The following is a 15907-nucleotide window of genomic DNA, read 5'->3' on the forward strand; positions in this document are numbered from 1 at the left end:
CTCAAGACCCGCGCTGACACCTGAGATCATGACCGATCTGTCCCACATCCTCGGCCCTGATGGCCGGCTCGCCGACCAGATCCCCGGTTTCACCCATCGTGCCCAGCAGCAGGCGATGGCCGCGCGGGTCGCCGATGTCCTCGAATCCGGCGGCGTGCTCATCTGTGAGGCCGGTACAGGCACCGGCAAGACCTTCGCTTATCTGGTTCCGGCGCTGCTCTCGGAGCGCAAGGTCGTGATCTCGACCGGGACGCGCAATCTCCAGGACCAGCTCTTCCATCGCGACCTGCCGCTCATCCGCCGCGCGCTCGGCGTACCCGTGACCACGGCACTGCTCAAGGGTCGTGCCAACTATCTCTGCCGCCATCGTCTGAACCTGATCCTGGCCGACAGCGCCCGTCTCGACGGCGCCACGCGCGGTCAGCTCAAGCAGATCCGCGACTGGTCTAGCGTCACCCAGCGCGGCGACATCGCCGAGCTGCCGATCCCCGAGGACGCGGCCATCTGGCCCGAAGTGACCTCGACCAGCGACAACTGTCTCGGCCAGGACTGTCCCGAGTTCGGCGACTGCCATCTGGTCGCCGCGCGACGCGAGGCCCAGGACGCCGATCTGGTGGTCGTCAACCATCATCTCTTCTGCGCCGATCTGGCGCTCAAGGACGAGGGTTTTGGCGAGATCCTGCCCGGCGCCGACTGCTTCATCCTCGACGAGGCCCATCAGCTCCCCGAAACCGCGACCGGCTTCTTCGGGATCAGTCTTAGCAGCCGCCAGCTCCTGGATCTGGCGCACGACACCGAACTGGAAGCCATCCGCGACGCCAGGGACGTGCTCGCGCTGCGCGATCGGGCCGCGCATCTGCGCCGGGCCACGCAGGATCTGCGTCTGACGATGGGTGACCGCGACCGGCGCGGTCCCTGGGACGAGCTGGTGGCCGATGCGAGCGTGTCGGAGGCGCTGCTCAGCGTCGCGGAGCGTCTGGGCGATCTGATCGCGGCACTCGAAATCGTCGCCGGACGCGGCAAGGGTCTGGATGCCTGTCTGGAGCGCGCCCTGGATCTGTTCCAGCGCCTGACGCGCATCACCACCGGCGAATCGTCCGATACGGTACGCTGGTTCGAGACGCTCGGACGCGGTTTGCGGCTGCACCAGACGCCGCTGGAGATCGCCGATCTCTTCCGCGAACGCATCGGGCGCGCGGGCACGGCCTGGGTGCTGACCTCGGCGACCCTGGCCGTCGGCGACGGCTTCGAGCACTTCGCCCGCCAGCTCGGCATCGAGCACGCCGAGACGGCGCGTTGGGACAGTCCGTTCGATTATGCCCGGCAGGCGCTCTGGTTCGTGCCGCGCGGACTGCCGCAACCGGCCGAGCCGGACTACAATCGGCACGTCCTGGAGCTGGCGTGCGACGTGATCGACTCCAGTCGCGGCCGTGCCTTCCTGCTCTTCACCAGTCATCGCGCGCTGCGCGAGATCGCCGAGGGTCTGGAGGGGCGTATCCGCTATCCGTTGCTGGTGCAGGGCACGGCGCCGCGCGCCGAGCTGGTCGAGCGGTTCAGAGCGCTTGGCAACGCCGTCCTGCTCGGAACCTCCAGTTTCTGGGAGGGGGTCGATGTACGCGGTGAGGCGCTGTCATGCGTGCTCATCGACCGTCTGCCCTTCGCTTCTCCAGGCGATCCGGTGCTGGCCGCGCGCATCGAGGCACTGCGCAAGGCCGGCGGCAATCCGTTCCGCGACTATCAGTTGCCGCGCGCGGTGATTGCGCTCAAACAGGGGGCGGGGCGTCTGATTCGCGGGTCGGAGGATCGCGGCGTGCTGGTGGTCTGCGATCCCCGGTTGCTGTCGAAGTCCTATGGCCAGACCTTTCTCGACAGTCTGCCGCCGATGGCCCGGACGCGCGAGATCGAGCAGGTCCGGTGCTTTTTCGCCTGAGATGACCGGTTTCAACCTGGATGGCTCAAGCCTATGAGTTTCCTGAAGAATCTGTTCGGGCGCCTGCTGCATGGAAATCGGGTTCGCGCGCGGGACGACGAACGCGATGAGATCGACGACCGCGATTCGTCTTCGTCGCCGTCGGAAGACGACATCGCGAGCGAGTCGGATGAAGACACCAGCGAGGGCGATGGGTCGATCGACCTGGAGTTGCCGCCGATCCGCTTCGACCGCTGGTTCTATCCCTGGCTGCTCGATCTCAGCGCTTTCGCCGATCTGTCGCTGAGTCAGTCCGAGGCCCATGTGCTCGACGCCTTCGAGCAACTGGTCACCGGCCAGAAATCGAGTTCCACGCTGGTTCCGCGCCTGCCGATGGTGATTCCGCAACTGATGCGCAGTCTGAAGGACGAGACCATGACCGGGGCACAGTTGGCGCGCCAGATCACACGGGATCCGGTTCTGGTCGGCGAAGTCATCCGTGTGGCCAACAGCCCCTATTACCGGCGCGCACGCAAGATCTCGAACATCGAGCAGGCGGTCGTGCTGCTGGGGCGTGACGGACTGCATCAGCTCGTCGCGCGCGTGGCCTTCTATCCCATCTTCAACCTCAAGTCGGGGCATGTGACCAATCTGGCCGCCGCGCGCGTCTGGATGCAGTCCGAGCGCTGCGCGCTGGCCTGTCACTGTCTGGCCGAGCAGCGCGGGCAGGATGTGTTCTCGGCCTATCTGGCCGGGCTGGTCGCCAACGTGGGGCTGATGGTCGGGTTCCGGCTCATGGACCAGGTGCTCGACAAACAGCGCGACCCGATCCCGAACTCAGGGGCGTTCTACAGGGTCTTCATCGAGCGCTCCAGACAGTTGTCGCACCGCATCATCGACGACTGGAATTTTCCCGAGAGCGTCATACAGGCCATCGACGAGCAGGCCAATCCGGAGCCGAACGCCGCGCGTTCCTGGCTGGGCGCGATCCTGGACGTCGCCGATCAATATGCCAAACTGAACCTTCTGGTCGAGAAACGGCGGCTTCCCGAAGACGAGGTGGATGCCGCGATGTTCATGTCCGAACCCTGCTATCGCCGACTTTTGATCGATGTACAGAACTGACCGCACCGACGCTCTCCCTGGAACCCCGCGCGTGAGAGGCGAGGCATGATCCTGCGGCTCGTGCTCGTCATCCTGCTGCTGGCGGCGGCTTTGTGGCTGCTCCATCGGCTACGTACGATGCCGCGCGCCTTGCTGGCGCGCCGACTGCGTCAGGCGGCGATCTGGGGCTTGATTGCGGTGCTGTTGCTTGCGGTACTCACCGGACGCCTGAATCCGCTGTTCGCGCTCCTTGGCGCGGCCATTCCGGTGCTGATGCGGTTGCTCGCGTTCCTGCGTCTGGTGCCTGAGCTGCAACAGATCCTGCGCTCGCTCGGGCTCGGGGTGGGCGCTGGCGCCGGTTCGGCCGATGGCGGGGCGGGGCAGGGCGTGCCTCCAAGCTCGGGCACTCTGAGTGAGGACGAGGCGCGCGCCATCCTCGGCGTCGATGCCAAGGCCGATGCCGAGGCCATCCGTGCCGCGCATCGGCGGCTGATGCAGCGGCTGCATCCGGATCGCGGCGGCTCGGATTATCTGGCCGCCCGCATCAATGCGGCCAAACGTCGCCTGCTGGGAGATTGACGACACATGGCCACGGCTCCCAAACCCAAGAGCGCCTATGTCTGCAACGCCTGTGGCGCGCGCTATCCGAAATGGGCCGGACAGTGCCAGGAGTGCGGCGCTTGGAACAGTCTCCAGGAAGTCGCTGAGCTACGCCGCCGTCCGGCCGAGCGCAGCGGCGGCTATGCCGGAGTCGTCGATTCCAACAAGATCGAAACCCTGGCCGAAGTCAGCCCGGAGGAGCGCCAGCGCGTCCAGAGCGGCATCGGCGAGCTGGACCGGGTGCTCGGCGGCGGTCTGGTCGCCGGCTCGGTCGTCCTGATCGGCGGCGATCCGGGCATCGGCAAGTCGACTCTGCTGCTCCAGGCGTGCGCGGCGCTGGCCGCCGAGCAGCCGGTGCTCTATGTCAGCGGCGAGGAGTCACCTCAGCAGATCGGTCTGCGCGCGCGCCGGCTGGGACTGTCCGGCGGCGGCATCCGACTGCTGGCCGAGACCTGTGTCGAACAGATCCTGGCCCACGCCGAGCAGGAGCGGCCACGGGTGATGGTGGTCGACTCGATCCAGACCCTCTATACCGAGACGCTGCAATCGGCGCCCGGCTCGGTGTCGCAGGTGCGCGAGTCGGCGGCGCAACTGGTGCGCTTCGCCAAGCAGCGCGACACCGTGGTGTTCCTGGTCGGGCATGTGACCAAGGACGGCGCGCTCGCCGGGCCGCGCGTGCTCGAACACATGGTCGACACCGTGCTCTATTTCGAGGGTGAGCACGGTGGACCCTTCCGCATCGTGCGCTCGATCAAGAACCGCTTCGGCGCCGTCAACGAGTTGGGCGTGTTTTCGATGGGAGATCAGGGTCTGCGCGAGGTCAAGAATCCCTCGGCGATCTTTCTCTCGCGCCACGATCAGCCGGTCTCGGGCAGTCTGGTGATGGTCACGCGCGAAGGGACGCGCCCGCTGCTGGTCGAGGTCCAGGCGCTGGTCGACGAGAGTCCGCTGGCCAATCCGCGCCGGGTGGCGCTGGGGCTGGATCAGAACCGGCTGTCGATGCTGCTGGCGGTGCTGCACCGGCATGGCGGTATCGGCATGTTCAATCAGGACGTCTTCGTCAATGTCGTCGGCGGGGTGCGCATCGCCGAGACGGCGGCCGATCTGCCGGTGCTGCTGGCGGTGCTGTCGAGCTATCGCGACCGGCCGCTGCCGCTCGATCTGGCGGCCTTCGGCGAGATCGGGCTGTCGGGCGAGGTGCGGCCCGTCCCCAATGGACCCGACCGGCTACGCGAGGCGGTCAAGCACGGCATCCGGCGTGCCATCGTGCCCAAGGGCAACGCGCCCAAGGAGGGCGTCGAGGGGTTGGAGATCACGGTCGTCAGAACCCTGGGCGAGGCGCTGGGGGCGGCGTTCTGAAAGATCCGCCCGTCAGTGCTCGCCACTGGGGATGTGCGTTTAGGGACGCTACACCGAAGCCTCGATCCGCCAGCCGATGGTCTCACCGGCGCACATCGGAACCACCTGACTGTCTCCGAACGCATAGTGCTCGGGCAGGGTCCAGGGATCGCGGATCAGCTTGAGGCGGTCCTGGTTGCGGGGCAGGCCGTAGAAATCCGGTCCATGCCGGCTGGCGAAGCCTTCCAGCCGGTCGAGCGCGCCGGCGCGCTCGAAGACGGCGGCATAGGCCTCCAGCGCGGCATGCGCGCTGAAGATCCCGGCGCAGCCGCAATTGCATTCCTTGGTTCCGATCGCATGGGGCGCGCTGTCGGTGCCGAGAAAAAAGCGCGGATGACCGCTGGTCGCCGCCTCGACCAGCGCCAGCCGGTGGCGCTCGCGCTTGAGCACCGGCAGACAGTAGAAATGCGGCCGAATCCCGCCGGCCAGGATGGCGTTGCGGTTGTAGAGCAGATGATGCGGGGTGATGGTCGCGGCCAGCGTCTCGGGGCCGGAGCGCACGAAGTTCACCGCTTCGGCGGTCGTGACATGCTCCAGCACGATCTTGAGTCCGGGAACCTGATCGATGAGCGGGCGCAGCACCCGCTCGATGAAGATCGGCTCGCGGTCGAAGATGTCGATCGCCTCGTCCGTGACCTCGCCATGCACCAGGAGCGGCATTCCGGCCGCTCGCATCGCTTCCAGCACCGGCTGGAGCCGTGGGATGTCGGTCACGCCGCTTTCGGAATTGGTGGTCGCTCCGGCCGGATAGAGCTTGCAGGCGACCACCACACCACTATCCCGGGCGCGCGCGATCTCGTCCGGGGTGGTGCGGTCGGTGAGATAGAGCGTCATCAGCGGCGTGAAACCGCTGCCCTCGGGGAGCGCGGCGAGGATACGTGCTCGGTAGGCGAGCGCCTGCTCGGTCGTCACCACCGGCGGCTTGAGATTCGGCATGACGATGGCGCGCGCGAACTGGCGCGCGCTGAAGCCCACCACGTCGGCCATGGCTGCGCCATCGCGCAGATGCAGGTGCCAGTCGTCCGGGCGGATGATCTCGATCGCGTCGCGGGATTCCATGGTTCAATCCACCTTGGGTCCGGCGGCGGTGATACGTGGATCGACCTGATCGGCGAACTTGGCGAAGTTCGACGCGAACATGCCCGCGAGCTTGCGCGCCTGGGCGTCGTAGTCGGCGCCGTTCGGCCAGGTGCGGCGCGGATCGAGGATCTCGGCCGGAACGTCCGGGCAGGACTCCGGAATCTGGAGACCGAAGATCGGATCGAGTCGGGTCGGCACACCGTCGAGCCGGCCATCGAGCACCGCGTTGACCATGGCGCGGGTGTGCGGGATGCGGATCCGCTGCCCGGTACCATAGGGTCCGCCGCTCCAGCCGGTATTGATCAGCCACACCTGGGTGCCGTGCTCGGCCAGCCGCTGGCCGAGAAGTTCGGCGTAACGCTGCGGATGCAGCGGCATGAAGGGTGCGCCATAGCAGGCGCTGAAGACGGGCGAGGGTTCGGTGACACCCTTCTCGGTACCGGCGACCCGCGCCGTGTAGCCCGAGATGAAATGATACATGGCCTGTTCGGGTGTCAGGCGCGAGACGGGCGGCAGCACGCCGAAGGCGTCGCAGGTCAGGAACAGCACGACGCTGGGATGACCGCCGAGTCCGGTGTCGCTGGCGTTGGGGATGGCGCTGATGTGATAGGCCCCGCGCGTGTTCTCGGTCAGCGACTCGTCGTCGAGATCGAGCCGCCGGTCCTCGGCGCGCACGGTCACGTTCTCCAGCACGGTGCCGAAGCGGCGCGTGGTGGCATGGATCTCGGGTTCGGCGCTGGGCGAGAGCCGGATCATCTTGGCGTAGCAGCCGCCCTCGAAGTTGAAGATGCCGTTCGGACTCCAGCCGTGTTCGTCGTCGCCGATCAGGGTGCGCGCGGCATCGGCCGAGAGCGTGGTCTTGCCGGTGCCGCTCAGACCGAAGAAGAGTGCGGTGCGACCGTCCGGCCCGATGTTGGCCGAGCAGTGCATCGGTAGCACGTCGCGGAAGGGCATCAGATAGTTCATCACCGTGAACAGCGACTTCTTGATCTCGCCGGCATAGCTGGTTCCGCCGATCAGCACCAGCCGCTTGGCGAAGTTGACCAGGATGAAGGTCTCCGAGCGCGTCTGGTCGAGCGAGGGGATGGCGTGGAAGCGCGGCACGTCGATCACGGTGAACTCGGGCACCAGGGTGTCGAGTTCCTCGGGCTTGGGCTGGATGAAGAGATTGCGCGCGAAGAGGCTGTGCCAGGCGTACTCGGAGATGACCCGCACCGGCATCCGATAGTCGGGATCGGCGCCGACATAGCAGTCCTGGACGTAGATCTCCTTCATTTGCAGATAGGAGGCCAGACGATGATGGAGCAGATCGAAATGGGCCTCGTCGATCGGGCGGTTGATCTCACCCCACCAGATGTGATCGCGGCTGCTCGGTTCCTCGACCACGAACTTGTCGTTGGCCGAGCGCCCGGTGTGATGTCCCGTGCGCACCACCAGCGGCCCCATGTGCGAGACCACACCCTCGTGCGCCCGGATCGCCTGCTCGTAGAGCGCCGGGGTCGGCAGGTTCCAGTGGATGGTGTCGAGGTTGTAGAGGCCGTGATGGTCGAGCGAATGCTCAGTGGGTCGACCAGAGACGCGCATGGGAGGCTCCTTCGGAATGCCGGCTTCGGATGTTCGAACGATCGTGCCGAAGCCTAGCACAATCACGCCTGGCCTCGCGCCGCCGGCATCGCCTCGGATCACGGCCGCGCCGGCGTGCCCGGCGGGCTTCAGCGTCGCCGCAACGAGAATCCGGCGATCACCACGGCCAGCGCGACCAGGACGACCACCAGGGTCGCGAGCGCATTGATCTGGGGTGAGACGCCCATGCGCACGCTCGAATAGATCACCATCGGCAGCGTGGTCGATCCCGGACCGGAGACGAAGCTGGCGATCACCAGATCGTCGAGCGAGAGCGTGAAGGCCAGCAGCCACCCCGAGAGCAGCGCCGGGGCGATCAGCGGCAGGGTGATGCGCAGATAGACCGTCAGCGGACGTGCGCCCAGATCCATGGCCGCCTCCTCCAGCGAGCTGTCCATGCGCGCCAGACGCGAGCGCACCACGACCGCGACATAGGCCAGACTGAAGGTGATGTGGGCGATGGTGATGGTGCTGAAACCGCGTCCGTCCGGCCAGCCGATGGTCTGTTGCAGCGCCACGAACAGCAACAGCATCGACAGACCGATGATGACGTCCGGCATCACCAGCGGCGCGGTCAGCAGCAGCTCCAGTCCGGTGCGGCCGCGAAAGCGCCCATGACGCACCAGGGCATTGGCCGCGAGCGTGCCCAGCACCAAGGCGATGGTGGCGTTGAGCGCGGCGATGCGCACGCTCAGCCAGGCGGCGTCGAGCAACTGCTGGTTGTGCAGCAGCTCGCCGTACCACTTGAACGAAAAGCCCGACCAGACCGTCACCAGCCGCGATTCGTTGAACGAATAGAGGATCAGCAGCAAGATCGGCACATAGAGAAAGGCATAGCCAAAGGCCAGCACGCTCAGCAGCGGCCAGAAGCGTCGTTTCATGTCCGCCCGTCCTCATCGTCCTGTTGCAGCCGCTGCATGAGCACGAAGGGTACCACCAGCACCGCGAGCAGCACGATCGCCAGCGCCGAGGCCAGCGGCCAGTCCTTGTTGGCGAAGAACTCGGTCCACATCAGCTTGCCGACCATCAGGCTTCCGGGGCTGCCGAGCAGATCCGGGATCACGAACTCGCCGACCACCGGGATGAACACCAGCATGCTGCCGGCGACGATGCCCGGCATCGACAGCGGCAGGGTCACGCGCGTGAAGGCGCGAAACGGCCGGCACCCGAGATCCGCTGCGGCCTCCAGCAGGGTCGGGTCGAGCCGGGTCAGGTTGGCATAGAGCGGCAGGATCATGAACGGCAGATAGGAATAGATCACACCGATATAGACCGCCGTCTGGGTGTGCAGGATCTTCAGCGGCTCCTCGATGACGCCGAGCCAGAGCAGAAAGCCGTTGAGCAGCCCGTTGGCGTTGAGCAGCCCGATCCAGGCATAGACCCGGATCAGGAATGAGGTCCAGAACGGCAGGATGATGAGCATCAGGAGCGGAATACGCCGCGACTCGGGTGCGGTGGCGATGGCATAGGCCATCGGATAGCCGAGCAGCAGACAGCCGAGCGTGCCGACCAGGGCGACCCACAGCGAGTTGAGCAGGGCGGCCAGATACATCTCGTCTTCCCCGATCAACTGGAAGTTGCCCAGGTTGAGACGAATCTGGAGCACGCCCTGTTCGATCCACTCCCAAAGTGCGGTGTAGGGCGGCTGGGCGAGCTGCGGTTCGGCCAGACTGATGCGCAGCACGATGACGAAGGGCAAGAGGAAGAACAGCCCCAGCCACAGATAGGGCAGGCCGATGTTGAACAGCCGGCTCAGGCGGCGCTCGTTGCTCACATGTGGAGACTTCATGCCTGCGCTCAGTCGGTCAGGACCACGCCGCTGGTCGGCGACCACTCGACCCAGACCTCTTGCTCCCAGGTCAGCGCCTGCTCGGTGCGCGGCTGGATGTTGGTCAGGGTCATCTCGACCAGGGTGCCGCCACCGGTGCGGAGGCGGTAGATCGACACGTCGCCGAGATAGGCGATGTCCTCGACCACGCCCTGGAGCCGGTTGACGCCGTCATCGCTCGGGGTCTGGCACAGACGCAGCTTCTCGGGCCGGATCGCTACCACCGCCGGGGTGCCGATCGGGTGCGGCTGGAGACTGCGCATCCGCATCAGGCCGCCGAACTGGGCCTCGATCAGGATGTCATCGCCCTGGATCTCGACGATCTTGCCCTCGAACAGATTGACCGAGCCGATGAACTCGGCCACGAAGCGGCTGTTGGGGAACTCGTAGATGGCCGTCGGGGTGTCGATCTGCATGATCTGGCCGGCGTCCATGACCGCGATGCGGCTCGACATGGTCATGGCCTCTTCCTGGTCATGGGTGACGGTGACGAAGGTGATGCCGAGGCGTTCCTGGAGATTGACCAGCTCGAACTGGGTGTTTTCGCGCAGCCGCTTGTCGAGCGCGCCGAGCGGCTCGTCGAGCAGCAGCAGTTTGGGATGCTTGGCCAGACTGCGGGCGAGCGCCACGCGCTGACGCTGACCGCCCGAGAGCTGATCGGGCCGGCGCTTGCGCAGCGGCGTGATCTTGAGCAGGTCGAGCATCTCATTGACGCGCTCGGCGCGCTCGCGGCGCGGCAGCCGGTCCTGTTTGAGCCCGAACTCGATGTTCTGCTCCACCGTCATGTGCGGAAAGAGCGCATAGGACTGGAACATCATGTTCACCGGCCGCGAATAGGGCGGCACGTCGGTGACATCCACGCCGTCGATGTAGATGCGTCCGCTGGTCGGATACTCCAGACCGGCCAGCAGCCGCAGCAGGGTCGACTTGCCGCAGCCCGAACTGCCCAGGAGCGAGAAGAACTCGCCCTGGAAGATGTTCAGGCTGACGTCGTCGACGGCATAGACGTCACCGAACTGCTTGGTGACGCGATCGATGCGCACATAGGGCGCGGCCTTGGGGTCCTGCCAGGGTTCCAGCGGACGGCGATCGGATGGACTGGGCACGCAACGACTCGCCGGCTTACTGGTTGGACTTCAGACGCGTCCACAACCGATTGAGGTTGCGGATCTCGCGCTCGGTGCGCTCATCGGGCGTGAACAGCCGCGCACGGACTTCAGCCGGCGGATAGATGCCGGGATCGTCGCGCAGCTCGGCCTCGATCAGGGGCGTGGCCGCCTGATTGGGGTTGGCGTAATAGACATAGTCCGAGACCGCCGCGATCACCTTGGGGTCGAGCAGGTGGGCGATCAGGGCATGGGCCGCTTCGGGATTGGGCGCGTCCTTGGGGATGGCCATGACATCGGTCCAGAGCACGGCGCCCTCACGCGGGATGCGATAGGCGACCGTCACGCCCTTGCCGGCCTCCTCGGCACGCTCGCGCGCCTGGAGCACGTCGCCCGAATAGCCATGGGCCACACAGGTGGCGCCATTGGCCAGATCGCTGATGTACTGCGACGAATGGAAGTAGCGGATGTGCGGCCGCACGGCCTTGATCAGCTCGGCGGCGGCCTCCAGATCCTCGGGTGCCTGACTGTTGGGGTCCTTGCCCAGATAGACCAGCGCGGCGGCGAACACCTCGGTGGGATCGTCGAGCAGGCTGATACCGCAGCCGGCGAGCTTCGACGCCTTCTCCGGGTCGAAGATCAGCGCCCAGGTATCCAGTGGCGTGTCCTCGCCGAGCGCGGCGCGGACCTTGTCGGGATTGAGGCCGATTCCGGTGGTTCCCCACAGATAGGGCAGCAGATGGGCATTGCCCGGATCGATCTTGGCCAGACTGGCCATGATGGCCGGATCGAGCTGGTCGAGGCCGGGGAGCTTGGCGATGTCGATCGGCTGGTAGATTCCGGCCTCGACTTGACGTGCGGCGAAGGGATGCGCGGTCGGGAAGACCACATCATAGCCGCTCGCGCCGGCCAGCAGCTTGGCCTCCAGCACCTCGTTGGAGTCGTAGAGGTCGAGCACGGGGCGGATGCCGGTGCGTTCCTGGAAGCCGGAGAGCGTCTCCTCGGCGAAGTAGTCGTTCCAGTTGTAGACGTGGACCCGATCTTCGGCCAGGGCGGTGGCGCCGACGGCCAGCAGGAACAGGGACAACAGCAGACGTGGGGTCTTCGTGGCTTGACTGGACAATGGGGTACTCCTCGCGACGAGTCGGGGATGAGATCACAGGGCGCGCGGGGAGGAGGGCGCCCGAACCGGCGGCAATGCTAACGCATGGCGCGGTTGAAGGATATGTCGGATTCGTGACGGCGTGAACGGCCTGGTCGCCGGTGTCACGTGCTGTCCCGCACCATGGCTTCACACGGCTTCCGCCCATAAATCACCGCCAGGGGGTTAGAATAGTCCCATCCGTTCGATCCCGTCGATCGATGCTCGAATTCCATAACCGCTTCCCCGGATTCCATTGACTATGATTTCGCTCCTGGACTATGGCGCGGGCAATGTCCGCAGTCTGCGCAACGCCATACACGCGCTTGGCTTCGAACTCACCGAGATCGAGCGCCCCGAGGATATCCTCAAAGCCGAGCGCCTGATCTTTCCCGGGGTCGGCGCCTTTGGCGCCGCCATGGAGCGCCTGCACCGCTTGGGGTATGTCGAGCCGCTCAAGGAGTATCTGGCCGCCGACCGCCCCTTCCTGGCCATCTGCGTCGGTCTCCAGACCCTGTTCGAGGGCAGCGAGGAGTCGCCGGGCGTTCCCGGTCTGGGCATCATCCCCGGCCAGATCCGCCGCTTCGCCGGTCAGGGGCTGTCGGTGCCGCACATGGGCTGGAACTCGGTGCGCCTGGAACGTCCCTCGCCGCTGTTCGCGCATTACGCGGATGAGAAGTTCTACTTCGTCCACTCCTATCACGCGGTGCCGAGCGCGGAGAACGCCGACTGGCAGCTCGCGATCACCGACTATGGCCAGCCGTTCCTGAGCGCGGTGCAGCGCGGCGCCGTGGCGGCGGTTCAGTTCCATCCGGAGAAGAGCGGGGCGGCGGGGCTGGCACTGCTGCGCAACTTCCTCGCCGCAGACGAAGCGGGTGGCTCCTCGATCGCGGTCCCCCGCACCGGCAGCGAACCGACACGCTTCGCCAAGCGAATCGTCGCCTGTCTCGACGTGCGCGCCAACGATCAGGGCGATCTGGTCGTCACCAAGGGCGATCAGTACGATGTGCGCGAGAAGTCCGGCGATCGCGACGTGCGCAACCTGGGCAAGCCGGTCGAACTGGCCGCGCGCTATTTCGACGAGGGTGCCGACGAAGTCACCTTCCTCAACATCACCGCCTTCCGCGATTTCCCGCTCGCCGATCAGCCGATGCTGGAAGTGCTCAAACGTGCCTCGGAGCGCGTCTTCGTGCCGCTGACCATCGGCGGCGGCATCCGCGCCTTCACCGATGCCGACGGACGTCATTACTCGGCGCTCGACGTGGCGCACGAATATTTCCGCTCCGGAGCCGACAAGGTCTCGATCGGCTCGGACGCGGTCGCGGCCGTGGAAGCCTATCTGGAACGCGGCGGTGTGAAAGACGGGTCGACCGCCATCGAGCAGATCGCCGCCGTCTACGGCAATCAGGCGGTGGTCATCTCCATCGATCCGCGCCGCGTCTATGTCGACTCGCCCGAGGCCACCCGTCACACCGTCGTGGAGACGGCTGCGCCCGGACCCAAGGGCGAGCGCTATTGCTGGTTCCAGTGCACGGTCAAGGGCGGACGCGAGGGACGCGACGTCGACGTGGTCGAGCTGGCGCGCGCCTGCGAGGATCTGGGCGCCGGCGAGATTCTGCTCAATTCCATCGACCGCGACGGCACCGGCGCCGGTTTCGATCTGGAGCTGATCGGTCAGGTCCGCGCGGCTGTCGGCATTCCTGTCATCGCCTCCAGCGGCGCCGGCTGTGTCGAGCATTTCGCCGAGGTCTTCGCCGCGACCGGCGTCGAGGCGGCGCTGGCGGCCGGTATCTTCCACCGCCGCGAAGTGCCGATCCAGGCGGTGAAGTCCTATCTGCGCGAGCAGGGGATCGAGATTCGGAGCTGATGGACATGGCGATGCCGGTCAGATGGCTGGTTGCGATCGTCCTGACAGGGCTGGCGCTGAGTGGCTGCGTCCCCAGCGAGCGGCCCGATGTCTCGACACCTCTCGACCGGGATACGCTGCTGACGACCATCGCGTCCTGCCATCTGTTGCGTGTGGGGCAGACCAACGACGTGGCGGCCACGGACGCCACCGTCATCATAGCCGCTGATCAATACCACCTATCGATCACCGCCATCGTCGAGCGCGCCAATCGCCTGGTCAAGGACTACGAGCCGCGTCCATCCGATCTGATCGCGCACGCCATGGAATCCTGCGACCGGCTGGCCGAATTGACCGGCACGGCGCCTGCGCTGGTGCGTTTCGAGCCGGATGGCACGCTGCGCACCGCCTGGCTGCACATCGATGGCGTGGAGATCACGTCTGGGTTCGCCCAGCGCACCATCACCGAGCTGCGTCTGCGCAAAGCGATCGGGCTGGTCATCAACAGCCCCGGCGGCTCGGTCGACGAAGCGCGCAAACTCGGGCGTTATCTGCGCGCCAACGGCCTGCGTACCGCCGTCGACGACTACTGTGCCTCGGCCTGTATCGATGTACTGGCCGGCGGGGTCGAGCGCTACGCCACCCAGGGCGCGCGGATCGGTGTCCATCAGAGCAAGGTTCCGCAGCGCTACAGCAGTCATGAAGGCGGTCAGCTCTATGTCGCCGATGCCTTCCTCTATCTGCGCGAGATGGGCGTCGACGCCGATGTCGCCATCGCCGCCGCGACCGTGCCCAACAATCGCGTTCTCATCATTTCGCTCTCTGAGGCTCTGGGCGCCCAGCTCATCACCGGCATCGTGGAAGGATTCGAGCAATAGGGGAATGGAACCGCTCATAAGCGTGAACGCATGGCACGGCCTGATCCGCCCGATTGACCCAGTGCGCGACAAGCCCCGCCCTTCAGGGCGTGGAAGGATAGCGCGGAGGGCGTAGCCGTCCTGGGGTTTCAGGTATGATCGAGCCATGCAACGCCTTCAAGCCTACAAGTACGCACTCCGGCCCACGGGTCAGCAGGAGCGGCAGTTGCGCCGCTTCGCCGGATCGTGCCGGTTTGTCTACAACCGGGCGCTGGCGTTGCAGCAGGCGCGTTATGAGCACGGCGAGCCGAAGCTCGGTTACGCGGGGCTGTGCCGGTGCCTCACCGACTGGCGCAACCGCCCGGAGACGGCCTGGCTGGCCGAGGCGCCGGTTCATCCGCTGCAACAGACGCTCAAGGACTTGGAGCGGGCCTATGCCAACTTCTTCGCCCAGCGGGCGGCGTTTCCCCGCTTCAAGAAGAAAGGGCAAGGCGACAGTTTCCGCTACCCCGACCCCAAGCAGATCAAACTCGATCAGGCCAACAGTCGCCTGTTCCTTCCCAAGCTCGGCTGGCTGCGCTACCGCCACAGTCGGGACGTGCTCGGTGCGGTGAAGAACGTCACCGTGAGCCGGTCGGGTGGCCAGTGGTTCGTGTCGATTCAGACGGAGCGCGCGGTCGATCCGCCCATCCCGAACGGCGGCGCCGTCGGCCTCGACCTGGGTATCGTCCGCTTCGCCACGCTCTCCGACGGCACGTTCTACGCACCGCTCAACAGCTTCAAGCGCCATGAAACGACCTTGCGCCAGGCGCAGCAGGCACTGAGCCGCAAGGTGAAGTTCAGCCGCAATTGGAAGAAGGCCAAAGCCCGCGTCCAGAAGATTCATTCCCGGATTGGTAATGCCCGCCGCGACTACCTGCACAAGACCTCGACCACGATCAGCCAAAACCACGCGATGGTGTGTATCGAGGACTTGCCGGTACGGAACATGTCCAAGTCGGCGACAGGGACAACCGAGCAGCCGGGCAAGAACGTTCGGGCCAAGTCTGGCCTGAACAAGTCCATCCTCGACCAAGGCTGGTTCGAGTTCCGCCGCCAGTTGGACTACAAGCTGGCGTGGAAGGGCGGCCGGCTCATCGCCGTGCCACCACGCAACACCAGCCGCACCTGCCCGTGTTGTGGTCATGTGTCGGCCGACAACCGCCGGACGCAAGCCCGGTTCGCCTGTGTGGCATGTGGTTTCGAGGAACACGCCGACGTGGTCGGCGCGATCAACGTTTTAAGGGCGGGACACGCCCGGTTCGCCTGTGAAGTGAGCGGTGCAGTCAGGCCGCCAGCAGCAGGAACCCACCGAAGCGACTCCGGCACGGCTCAATGCCGCGTTTGAGCGCCGTAGGAATCCCCCGCCTTCAGGC

Annotated in this window: 13 protein-coding genes; 7 read left to right on the forward strand and 6 right to left on the reverse strand. The window is 66.0% G+C overall.

Features of this window, described 5'->3' with window-relative positions; all coding sequences use genetic code 11:
* The first annotated feature begins 28 nt into the window (after nt 1-28).
* Genes ALVIN_RS05580 through radA form a run of 4 tightly spaced genes read left to right on the forward strand, consistent with a single transcriptional unit; the run spans nt 29 to nt 4972 of the window.
* Complete coding sequence (locus ALVIN_RS05580; protein ID WP_012970342.1) at nt 29-1930, forward strand: ATP-dependent DNA helicase; 1902 nt, start codon at nt 29-31, stop codon at nt 1928-1930.
* Between the two features lie 33 nt (nt 1931-1963).
* The gene (locus ALVIN_RS05585; RefSeq protein ID WP_012970343.1) at nt 1964-3034 is read left to right on the forward strand and encodes an HDOD domain-containing protein; all 1071 of its coding nucleotides are present in this window, start codon (nt 1964-1966) and stop codon (nt 3032-3034) included.
* 45 nt (nt 3035-3079) lie between these two features.
* Nucleotides 3080-3592 carry a J domain-containing protein gene (locus ALVIN_RS05590; RefSeq protein ID WP_012970344.1) on the forward strand — a complete coding sequence of 171 codons (513 nt, stop codon included), beginning with the start codon at nt 3080-3082 and terminating at the stop codon, nt 3590-3592.
* Between the two features lie 6 nt (nt 3593-3598).
* Nucleotides 3599-4972 (forward strand): DNA repair protein RadA, encoded by a 1374-nt coding sequence (radA, locus tag ALVIN_RS05595; protein ID WP_012970345.1) that lies wholly within the window; start codon nt 3599-3601, stop codon nt 4970-4972.
* 48 nt (nt 4973-5020) lie between these two features.
* Here the strand turns inward: radA and pyrC are convergent, their stop codons facing one another.
* The 6 genes from pyrC to ALVIN_RS05625 all read right to left on the reverse strand — a co-directional run bounded on the left by pyrC (nt 5021) and on the right by ALVIN_RS05625 (nt 11771).
* On the reverse strand, nt 5021-6070 hold the full coding sequence (gene pyrC / locus ALVIN_RS05600; protein ID WP_012970346.1) for a dihydroorotase: 1050 nt from the start codon (nt 6068-6070) through the stop codon (nt 5021-5023).
* Between the two features lie 3 nt (nt 6071-6073).
* Complete coding sequence (gene pckA / locus ALVIN_RS05605; RefSeq protein ID WP_012970347.1) at nt 6074-7675, reverse strand: phosphoenolpyruvate carboxykinase (ATP); 1602 nt, start codon at nt 7673-7675, stop codon at nt 6074-6076.
* A 128-nt stretch (nt 7676-7803) separates the two neighbouring features.
* Nucleotides 7804-8595, reverse strand: coding sequence for an ABC transporter permease subunit (locus tag ALVIN_RS05610; protein WP_012970348.1), 792 nt, complete (start codon nt 8593-8595; stop codon nt 7804-7806).
* Nucleotides 8592-9503 carry an ABC transporter permease subunit gene (locus ALVIN_RS05615; protein WP_012970349.1) on the reverse strand — a complete coding sequence of 304 codons (912 nt, stop codon included), beginning with the start codon at nt 9501-9503 and terminating at the stop codon, nt 8592-8594. Before ALVIN_RS05615 ends, ALVIN_RS05610 begins: the two co-directional genes overlap by 4 nt.
* 8 nt (nt 9504-9511) lie before the next feature.
* Nucleotides 9512-10648 carry an ABC transporter ATP-binding protein gene (locus ALVIN_RS05620; protein WP_012970350.1) on the reverse strand — a complete coding sequence of 379 codons (1137 nt, stop codon included), beginning with the start codon at nt 10646-10648 and terminating at the stop codon, nt 9512-9514.
* A 16-nt stretch (nt 10649-10664) separates the two neighbouring features.
* A complete protein-coding gene (locus ALVIN_RS05625; protein ID WP_012970351.1) occupies nt 10665-11771 on the reverse strand; it encodes a polyamine ABC transporter substrate-binding protein in 1107 nt (368 codons plus the stop codon).
* 280 nt (nt 11772-12051) lie between these two features.
* On the opposite strand from ALVIN_RS05625, the gene ALVIN_RS05630 reads away from it, so the two are divergent.
* From ALVIN_RS05630 to ALVIN_RS05640, 3 genes are all read left to right on the forward strand, one after another.
* On the forward strand, nt 12052-13656 hold the full coding sequence (locus tag ALVIN_RS05630) for an imidazole glycerol phosphate synthase HisHF (protein WP_012970352.1): 1605 nt from the start codon (nt 12052-12054) through the stop codon (nt 13654-13656).
* Between the two features lie 11 nt (nt 13657-13667).
* Nucleotides 13668-14513, forward strand: a complete 846-nt coding sequence (locus ALVIN_RS05635) for a COG3904 family protein (RefSeq protein ID WP_223295270.1) — start codon at nt 13668-13670, stop codon at nt 14511-14513.
* A gap of 145 nt (nt 14514-14658) precedes the next feature.
* On the forward strand, nt 14659-15879 hold the full coding sequence (locus ALVIN_RS05640) for an RNA-guided endonuclease InsQ/TnpB family protein (protein WP_012970354.1): 1221 nt from the start codon (nt 14659-14661) through the stop codon (nt 15877-15879).
* Nucleotides 15880-15907: the final 28 nt, after the last annotated feature.

The sequence above is a fragment of the Allochromatium vinosum DSM 180 genome, from assembly GCF_000025485.1.
Taxonomy (GTDB): domain Bacteria; phylum Pseudomonadota; class Gammaproteobacteria; order Chromatiales; family Chromatiaceae; genus Thermochromatium; species Thermochromatium vinosum.